This window comes from Synechococcus lacustris str. Tous (assembly GCF_003011125.1).
Taxonomy (GTDB): Bacteria; Cyanobacteriota; Cyanobacteriia; order PCC-6307; family Cyanobiaceae; genus Synechococcus_D; species Synechococcus_D lacustris.
Genome location: NZ_PXVC01000092.1, coordinates 1 through 8,685, shown reverse-complemented (window position 1 = coordinate 8,685; position 8,685 = coordinate 1). Strand labels below are relative to the sequence as shown.

Annotated in this window: 9 protein-coding genes; 7 read left to right on the top strand and 2 right to left on the bottom strand. The window is 48.0% G+C overall.

Translation table 11 applies throughout. The annotated features are described in order from the left end of the window. From C7K08_RS16150 to C7K08_RS16490, 6 genes are all read left to right on the top strand, one after another. Positions 1-849 (top strand): hypothetical protein (locus C7K08_RS16150; RefSeq protein ID WP_206603847.1); only part of this gene is annotated, 849 nt, incomplete at its 5' end. 17 nt (positions 850-866) lie between these two features. Further along, the gene (locus C7K08_RS12095; RefSeq protein ID WP_133165253.1) at positions 867-2,294 is read left to right on the top strand and encodes a hypothetical protein; all 1,428 of its coding nucleotides are present in this window, start codon (positions 867-869) and stop codon (positions 2,292-2,294) included. A 233-nt stretch (positions 2,295-2,527) separates the two neighbouring features. Further along, positions 2,528-3,055 (top strand): hypothetical protein, encoded by a 528-nt coding sequence (locus C7K08_RS12090; protein ID WP_206603846.1) that lies wholly within the window; start codon positions 2,528-2,530, stop codon positions 3,053-3,055. 50 nt (positions 3,056-3,105) lie between these two features. Continuing rightward, on the top strand, positions 3,106-4,272 hold the full coding sequence (locus C7K08_RS12085; protein ID WP_106500845.1) for a glycosyltransferase family 4 protein: 1,167 nt from the start codon (positions 3,106-3,108) through the stop codon (positions 4,270-4,272). Between the two features lie 275 nt (positions 4,273-4,547). Continuing rightward, positions 4,548-5,024 carry a transposase gene (locus C7K08_RS16495; protein ID WP_106500844.1) on the top strand — a complete coding sequence of 159 codons (477 nt, stop codon included), beginning with the start codon at positions 4,548-4,550 and terminating at the stop codon, positions 5,022-5,024. Positions 5,025-5,128: 104 nt separating this feature from the next. Continuing rightward, a complete protein-coding gene (locus tag C7K08_RS16490; protein WP_161955911.1) occupies positions 5,129-5,950 on the top strand; it encodes an IS3 family transposase in 822 nt (273 codons plus the stop codon). Positions 5,951-5,983: 33 nt separating this feature from the next. Here the strand turns inward: C7K08_RS16490 and C7K08_RS12070 are convergent, their stop codons facing one another. Both C7K08_RS12070 and C7K08_RS16485 read right to left on the bottom strand, forming a co-directional pair. Beyond that, positions 5,984-7,330 carry an IS110 family RNA-guided transposase gene (locus C7K08_RS12070; protein WP_241537243.1) on the bottom strand — a complete coding sequence of 449 codons (1,347 nt, stop codon included), beginning with the start codon at positions 7,328-7,330 and terminating at the stop codon, positions 5,984-5,986. Positions 7,331-7,510: 180 nt separating this feature from the next. Further along, positions 7,511-7,804, bottom strand: a complete 294-nt coding sequence (locus C7K08_RS16485) for a transposase (RefSeq protein WP_272867438.1) — start codon at positions 7,802-7,804, stop codon at positions 7,511-7,513. 186 nt (positions 7,805-7,990) lie between these two features. Here C7K08_RS16485 and C7K08_RS15590 point away from each other — a divergent pair, with 186 nt between their 5' ends. Then, positions 7,991-8,230: a hypothetical protein gene (locus tag C7K08_RS15590; protein ID WP_161955910.1), complete on the top strand. Its 240-nt coding sequence runs from the start codon at positions 7,991-7,993 to the stop codon at positions 8,228-8,230. Positions 8,231-8,685: the final 455 nt, after the last annotated feature.

Below are 8,685 nucleotides of genomic sequence, written 5' to 3'. Positions count from 1 at the left end.
CTCTCATATAAGTTAGCTTCACTAGTCTGTGTGCTGTGCGTATTATTTTCTGCTTACTTTAAAAACCTTTCTGTATTAAATAGTTGTCTACTTATATTCCTAGCGCAATATTCGGTCGCTATGTCTAGCTGCATAATTGGTGCTAGCTATTCTTTGGATGTATTACGCAGAGTGTATGTACACAAGGAGAATCGCAAATTTTCCATCCCGCTCAGCATTTCTTTTTCTTTTTATCGCAAAATTCAAAGCACCTTATTTTCTGGTTTTCTTCTTTCTATCAACAAAACTTTAGAATCTCCACTTGAACTATTTGCTTTTAGGCTGTTAACTGACCAATATCTTCTTGGAGTTTATAAGCTGATGAGGCAGCTATTGGGATTCATGCTTATTTACGAAACTATTAAGTACCAAAAAATACTAACTCGTTCAGTATCATCCTCAGTGAAATCAGTAAGAGTTGCTTGCCTACAAATAATGCCTAAACTTGAGATCTCCTTATTTTTAATCTTTATATCTTTTCCTCTCTTTATCTGTGCTATTCTAGGTTCAAGCATGAAAGAACGATTGCTACAATCCAGCGCTGACCTCTCCTTATTTATAGTAATATATTCTGCAATCATAGTTTCAGCTATAAACATGAAATCGATAACTCCTTTTGCGCTGCTCGCCTCAGCTGGTAGGTATGTTCAGCTGACGTTTGCATTTGCAGTACTATTTATCTTTCTAATTCTCTCTATTATTTTTTCTTTCTACGCTATACTTCCGCCAATTCCTTTAATTTTCTTCATGCAGTATGGATACCTTGCTAGGCTTATTCTCTACAACAGGCTTAACCTTAAGTATATTTAAATATTGCGCAAGCAATTTTGCAACCGACCAATTCCCCCTCCCTTAAAAATATGCAATCAAATTCACCCAAAAAACTAGCACTGCTTCTACCATATGCAGTAAATATAAGAGATATATGTTATTCAGGTGCATTAAAAAAACTTTCAAGCTCTGAAGGCCTGATTATCCATATTTACACCCAAGAGCCTGAGCTTGTCCCTCTCTATGGATGCAATGTATCGGTTTATACACTAGTAGAATATACAGACTCTTGGCTAGATCGTCAACTCAAGCAGCTGTTCAGTGTCTTTATTTATCAACACTCTTACAACTATCAAGCTCTACACGATTTAACACGTATTTCGCCCCTAAATCTTGTTCAGCTGAGCTGGCACGGTTTTAAACATAGCCTATTCAGGCTGATTCTGGCGATCAATATTCACAAGTTCTTGCTTGTGTTATCTTTTTTTCTATCCAATAGAATTCTACGCAAAAAAAAATATCTTTGTGACACCGACTACCACATGGTAGTATCATCTAGGTCAGTGATAAACTCTTTAGAGTACGGATATATTCTTGATGCTTTCTTTTCGAAGTCAAAGTTAATCTTAGCGGCTGGAAGCTGGGATAACTTTACGACTAAGGTATTTGTAGATTTTAACTCCTCTGGAGTCCTAGTATGGAATTCTCAAATGGCCAGTGAACTTAAAGAAATTTATGGCTTTTCGGATAAAAAAATTGTAATACTTGGATTTCCACGGTTCTCTCAACTACTAAACGTCCCTAAGACCCCTCAGTCAGTTCACGAGCCATCGCCTGCATTTAAAATACTGATATGTCTTTCTTATGAAGATCTTACCAAGTGCCCCCATAACAATATTCCTGCCGAGTTTGTAAATGCTCTTAACTTTTTGGATTTATTAGACAAATCACCGCTTAACTCTGAATCTCTTCAAGTTACCATTCGGTTTCACCCTTTTACTAAGTCTGACTTTGTCGAGTTGTTTAAGAGTTCCACAAAGCGATTCAGCTTCCCTGTTCAACTTTATTTTCCTGGAATTTCTAAAAAGTATTTTGAAAACTTTATGAGCTTCGTCGAGGATAGAGTTTACAGTAGTCAGTTGCAGGACGCCAATGTCGTGATATCTTGTGGTTCAACCGTTGCAATTGATTCAATGGTCCTTCGAAAGCATCAAATTAATATAGGGTGGGATCCTCCTGGTTTTTCCGACTACCGCCCAATTACACGCATTTGGGGCTTTCCCCATTTGAGATCTCTTGTGGCATCCACTAATCTCAAGGTCTATCGTTCAAGCACGGATGCCTTAGACGACATCACCAAATGCATGGATAATGAATTTATTGATCCCGTTGACTATGAAGCCTTTACACGTTTATACGTTCCTAACTCTTCTCCTTCTAGCTACGCATCCTCCTTTTCGGACTCTATCACTGATCTCCAATGACCAACTGGAATTACTTTGACGACGATCATCATTATGTCGACGTCCTTCATAATAGACTTAAGCAAGGTATTCTCATGGACTCATGCAGCACCCTAGCGAGACTGCTGCTTGACCAACCTAATCTTCCTTCAAGTATACATATTCTTGATATAGGAAGTGGGCCTGGCCATTACTATCCACATTTTCGTAGAATATTCGACACAAGTCTTGATTCGTACACTGGGCTTGATCTTGTGGAGGCTAACATTACGAATGGCTGCCAATTCTTTTCTGGTGATCCGACGGTAAGCTTTATTCATGGCGATATACTTGAGCCCCTCGCTATATCTCCCCTTGTAAATATAGCCTTGTCCGCGAATACTCTTCCGCACCTCCCTTCAATTGAGCCGGTGGTATCCAATATATTAAAATCAAATATCTCAATTTGTGCATTTAGAATGCTAATTGGATCTGATATTGTTATATCCAAAAAACTCGTAGGCTCCGCCACTGGCTTTGAAAGTCTTTCTACTGCTGTATACCAGCATAATAATATTTATAGCCTCGACTACATTAAGTCTCTTTTTGGTCCATCTTGGCGCATTTCAGTCCATCAGGACTTCCAGGATCTAGATCGTCTTGAAAAGCATCAACAAGATGTTGCCTATGCCAGTGCTGCGGATTCATATTCGCGCGTTTCTCGGCCTGTTGGTAATCTTGTTTTCAAGGGTGACCTTTACATGCCATGGAAAATTCTACTCTTGTCCAAAGAAAATGCTTGAGATTTCCAGCTAATTGAATGGTTCTGGTTCGTCATTTTTCAATTTTTTAAATGCGCATTATCTTGGTTGTTATTGAAGAGGGTAGGTTTGCTGGTCCGCATAGGCAGGCTATTACATTGCTGGAAAAACTCAAATTCTCTAATACTTCTCGATACATCCTTCTGCTGCCAACTTCTGCTGACGAACATCTCCTAGAAATTGTTCGCGACAATGATATAGAGTATAGGCAGGTTGACCTCTCTACGCTTTCTTTTGCTCCAAGGAATCTGTGGCATTTCTTTTCTTCTTTCTTTCCCTCAGTTCGTAATCTTGTAGGTGTCTATCTTGGCTGCAATGCATCTGTTGTTTTGGTATTCGGGGGTGTTTGGATGGTTAGGTCAATCATTGCATGCATGGCAACTAAAACGCCCTTTGTAATCCGCTTAAACGACACGTCACAGCCATTCTTCTTTAGAATGCTCTTGTATTTCTTTACTACTTTTGCTAGTGGCATCATCTTTAATTCAAGAAGAACCTTTTCTTACTATAGAGACTACGTGAATGTTTCTCATCGCCTTTCTTCAGTCTTGCTTCCTTCTTGTGTTGACTCATCTAGATTCTTCCCGGCTTATTCGCGAGGCTTATCGACTTCTCACGAGTCTCGTGAATCCTTCTGCAGATCTCGGCCCCTCCTTTTATTAAGCGTTGGAAGTATTGTTCCTACTAAAGGATTTGATCGCCTGGTCAAGATTTGTTCCCTCTATGCGCGACATGACTTTCCGATAGTCCTTACAATCGCTGGTCCAATTCGTTCTAATTATAAGTCTTATCGTGATTCACTTGAAAGTATGGCTGTCGCTTCTTCGTATTTTTCGTTGAAGCTTGTTCACGACTCCAATGATATTGCCTCTCTATATCAAAGTCATGACATCTATGTATGTTCTTCTTATCACGAGTCTTCTCCCAACTCGGTGTGGGAGGCAATGTCTTGTGGCTTGCCAGTAGTCTCTTCGGATGTTGGCGATGTCCACGATGTGATACGCCGTGCAGGCTGTGGCTTTTGCATTGATTCTGTGGATTTTGATGGTTCGTTCATGTCTATACTTGACCGTGTCTTTCCCCTTGGCCCTGGTCATCTTAAGCTTTATGGGAAACAAGCTAGTGATTGGGTTTTGACTAATAATTCGCCTGACGCTATTGCTCGGCGCTTTGATTCTTTTTTGTCGAAGAGGATCTAGATGTTTTATCTCACCAGGTTGGTTAGCCGTGCAGCTCAGCGAGCCGTTCCTGAGATGAACGTCAGACCAGAGTTCAGGGCCGACTGAATGTCCGTTACTGGTTAGCTAGTGCGGCCATGCTGATACCGGTTTTGTCCGGATTGCTTCCCTTCTGCCAGAAAAGATTACGTCTCTCTAACCTGAGCAGTTCTTTCACTAGGGGGCTTGATGCCCCCGGTTTCAGGATAGATGCCACCCCTTTGATCAGTACACCCGGGGGCTTGAGGACATGAGCAATGCGTCGTTACAGCGAGTCCGTCAAGGCTGACGTCAGAAGGCGGATGAGTCCGCCAATGCGGCAGAGCGTTTCCCAGATCTCAGCAGAGCTGGGCATTCACGTGGTCACCCTCTACAACTGGAGGAAGGCGTGGCGCTTGCAGGGGGAGGTGGTGCCGGCCAGCCAGAAGGACCCCGAGGGCTGGGGCCCTGCCGACAAGTTCACAGTGGTCCTTGAGACCGCCGGATTCAACGCGACAGAACTTGGTGGCTACTGCCGAGAGCGGGGCCTGTTCCCTGAGCAGGCGGCCCGCTGGCGGCAGGCCGCCCAGGATGCCAATGCCAAGCCGCTGCTGACGATGGCCGACCAGAAGGACCTCCAGAAGCGGCACCAGGAGGACCAGCGGAAGATCAAGCGGCTGCAGCAGGAACTGCGCCGCAAGGACAAAGCGCTGGCGGAGGCGGCGGCTTTGCTGATCGCCTCAAAAAAGATCTAGGCCTACTGGGGCGAGGACGGGGAGGACTGACCGCGGCCGAGGATTGCCAAAAGGCCCTGGAGATCCTTGATACCTCCATGGCGGCCGGTGCACGGGCCCAGGAGGTGGCCGCACTGCTGGGCGTGGGCCTGACCACGTTGCAGCGCTGGCGGCGGCAGTTCGCGGGTGATGGGAACGGGCTGGATCGCCGCAAAGGCAGCCAGCGCCTGGTATCTCATCGCCTGACTGACGAGGAGCGCCAGCGGATCCTGCTCACCTGCAACAAGCCCGAGTTCGCGGCGTTACCGCCGGGGCAGATCGTGCCGATCCTGGCCGACCGAGGGCTGTATGTCGGCTCAGAGAGCAGCTTCTACCGCGTGCTCCATGCCCATGGCCAGGCCCATCGCCGTGGCCGCGCCCGGCCGCCCCATGAGCCCCGTCCGGTGCCGCGACTGGAAGCCAGAGGCCCGAATCAGCTCTGGAGCTGGGACATCACCTACCTGCCCACCAGCGACCGTGGCATCTGGCTKTACCTCTAYCTGGTGGTCGATGTCTGGAGCCGCAAGGTGGTGGCCTSGGATGTAGCCGAGCGGGAAGACGCCCACATCGCCGCTGATCTCGTCAGCCGCGCCTGTCTGCGGGAGCGGATCAGTAGGAGACGGCCTCAGCCTCTGATCCTTCATGCCGACAACGGCAACGCCATGCGGGCCGCCACGCTGGAGGAGCTGGGGGTGCTCAGATCCTTCTCCAGACCGAGGGTTAGCAACGACAACCCCTACTCGGAGTCGTTATTCCGCACCGTGAAATACCGGCCGGACTACCCCCGCAGGCCATTCACCAACGTCGAGGAAGCCTGCGGCTGGATAGCGGCGTTCGTGGACTGTTACAACCACCAGTACCGCCATAGTGGCATCAGGTTCGTGACGCCATCCCAGCCATCTTCCTAAGAAACACCCACGGCCATCAGTGATCTCGGCCTGTCAGCCGGTTGCTACCAGTTGGTAACCAAGCGATCTGGCACGTCGCTCCAGCCCATGGATTTGTCGATCCCGTGATGCCTGTTGGTAGGCCAAGTCTCCCAGCTCCTGGAATTCCATACCGTATCTGATGGTCTTGTAATAAAGAATGGCCAGCTTTCGCGCCGTTGCAATCAATGCCTTACTTTTGCCAACTCGTGCAGATAGTCGCCGCTGAAATGCACCCAAAGCTGAGCTGGTCCTACTGAGTGGAACTGCTGCCATCCAAAAGGCACTGCCGGCTCTAGTTGTTCCCTGTCTTGTCCGTGAGGAAAGCACACGCCCTCCAGAGATCTTGTTTTGCGGGCTTAAACCAAGCCAGGAGACAAAATGCTTGGCGCTTGGCCAGCGTGTCATGTCGAGCCCACACTCACTGATCAAAGTAATCACCGTTGCAGGGCCGAGACCAGGGAGGCTCAATAGATCGTGGCCTGCTAMTGATGTGATCAGGGCTTGTGGATTAAACGAGAAACCGTTCCCCCTAATTCGTGAGTCGCTCGTTTGCCGCTCGGGTTCTACATAGCCATCCCCAGCTAGCTCTTGCAGCACTGMCTGGCCAGCCAACTCACATTCCTGAATTTTTGCCGAATAAGCATCAAACATTTCAATGGCAATTTTGAGCTCAAAGAGATGTTCTTCTTGATAGTTTCCCTCGAGAGCGGCAGCGATTGTCTCCACAGACTCTTTGCAGCGTCGATCGCGCAATGTAGCAAGCCTCTGGGGATCTCGTTCTCCTGAAAGGATGGCGTCAATGATCCTGCGAGCTGTCAGGCCAGTGATATCTTTRACTACATGATGTAGCTGTAGATTCATCTGCATGAGGGCTTTCTGGATGTGTTGCTGGTGCGACGATCGATAACGCACAAGAACATCTCTCTGTCGAAAATAGGCMCTGAGCTTGGCGATACAGGGATCAGGCTGAAAGCTTGCGCGAACAAGGCCGTAACTGTGAAGCTGTTGCAACCACTGGGCATCATTAATATCAGTCTTTCTGCCGGGCACGTTTTTGGCGTGCCGAGCATTAACCAGAAAGACTTCGATGCCTCGCCCCACGAGTATTTCGTAGAGCGGAACCCAGTAGATTCCAGTTGACTCCATGGCTACCGTCTTGATGTCGATAGCGAGCAACCATTCAGCTATAGACTTCAGATCATTAGTGAAGCTTGAGAATTTCCGCACTGGGTCATCGTCAAGCTCGGCTGGTACCGCTACAACATGGAACCGACTACCGATGTCTATTCCTGCGGAGCGTGGATTGACCACTCTGAGGCGCGCACGTCGGCGGCGCGAGGGGGAAGAACTTCCTGRCATACATCTGCTGCAATGGGTCTGAGGAGGGATGCCAGGCAGATTCCGCGCTAAAAAATGAACAGTTTCCTAATCGGGATCAGCACCTGGATTTCTCCAGAAGTGTCGTCGCCAGGGCAGGGAGCGCTGTGGGAATCCAGACCACGTTTCCTTTCGGGAACAAGCCTCCAAAGATGTCATCGGTCATGGCCTGACGTCCCCATGACCAGTCTGGCAGAGGCCTTTGGACATGGCCGTGGGTGTTTCGGACGCGAGGGCGTGCTCAGGTGTACTGGTACGTTTCCTGACAGTTACCGCCTCTGGTTCCTTCTCGGATGCCGGCACCACCTCCCCTTGCAACCGCCAGGCCTTCCTCCAGTTGTAGAGGTTGGCCACGTGAATGCCCAGCTCTGCTGAAATCTGGGCCACGCTCTGTCGGTGCGGCGGAGTCATCCGCCTTCTTACATCAGCTTTGACGGCCTCGCTGTAACGGCGAATTGCTCTGCTCTATCAAGCCCCCTGGTGGAAAAAAGTGGTCGAGATGAAGAGGCGTCAACTTCCCTGACAGAGGGGGGTATCGACTTGAGGTAGCTGATCAGATCGAAATTGTTTGAGGGTACAGGGCTTTCGGGCATAGTGAGTATGCCGTTACGGCCAACTCAACCAAAGATGTGAGCACTAACAATGGAGTTTATTGCCAGCTTTGCATCATCCCTGGGGCTGCCCCGACATCAAGTCACCGTTGCCACAGGAACGATCCTGGAGGTAACCAAGCTGTCTCTGAACAACTGGCTCATCGCTTTTCATTTTAGGAGGTCAGGCCAAGTGGGGAATTGCCTATTTTTTGCTGATGAAGCATTTCGAGATAAACCAATGCATGGCACGACTGCATGTCAACAAGATCCCGAAAGAATTGAGCATTGAAGCATACTTTTTGAAGAGAAAAATGCCGGCGGTCGATTCTGCCCCAGGCTGAGAACGCTATATTGGCGAGTGAGTCGAGGATTCGTGGGCAAAGTGCCTATAGTGGCGTGCGACTCGATCGATGTGCATGACTGCCGAGATGATGAAAAACTCTCATAAGATCCGGCTGAAAAGCGAGATCAGGCCAAGGGCTAGCACTATCGGATGATCCGAAAATTCTTTGAGTTAAATAAGCTAAATTGTTTAAATATCTCAAGATTTATGATTCATAAATTAGCTAATGTTCATCGAGATTTTAAGAAGAAGAGATCAAAATGTGAAGTCTCTTGACCAGTTTGTCGCTCTATTGCTGCCTCAAATTCAGCGACCGTGCTCGAACCGGCAAGCACAGGCGAAAGGTCAATAACTGCTCCATTTTCTTGCAAGGTCTGACATTTTCCAAACGCCTTAAGGAT

Excerpts from the sequence above, each read along its gene's own strand:
- C7K08_RS12085 (WP_106500845.1), top strand. The coding sequence starts at position 3,106 with ATGCGCATTATCTTGGTTGTTATTGAAGAGGGTAGGTTTGCTGGTCCG.
- C7K08_RS16495 (WP_106500844.1), top strand. The coding sequence starts at position 4,548 with ATGCGTCGTTACAGCGAGTCCGTCAAGGCTGACGTCAGAAGGCGGATG.
- C7K08_RS15590 (WP_161955910.1), top strand. The coding sequence starts at position 7,991 with ATGGAGTTTATTGCCAGCTTTGCATCATCCCTGGGGCTGCCCCGACAT.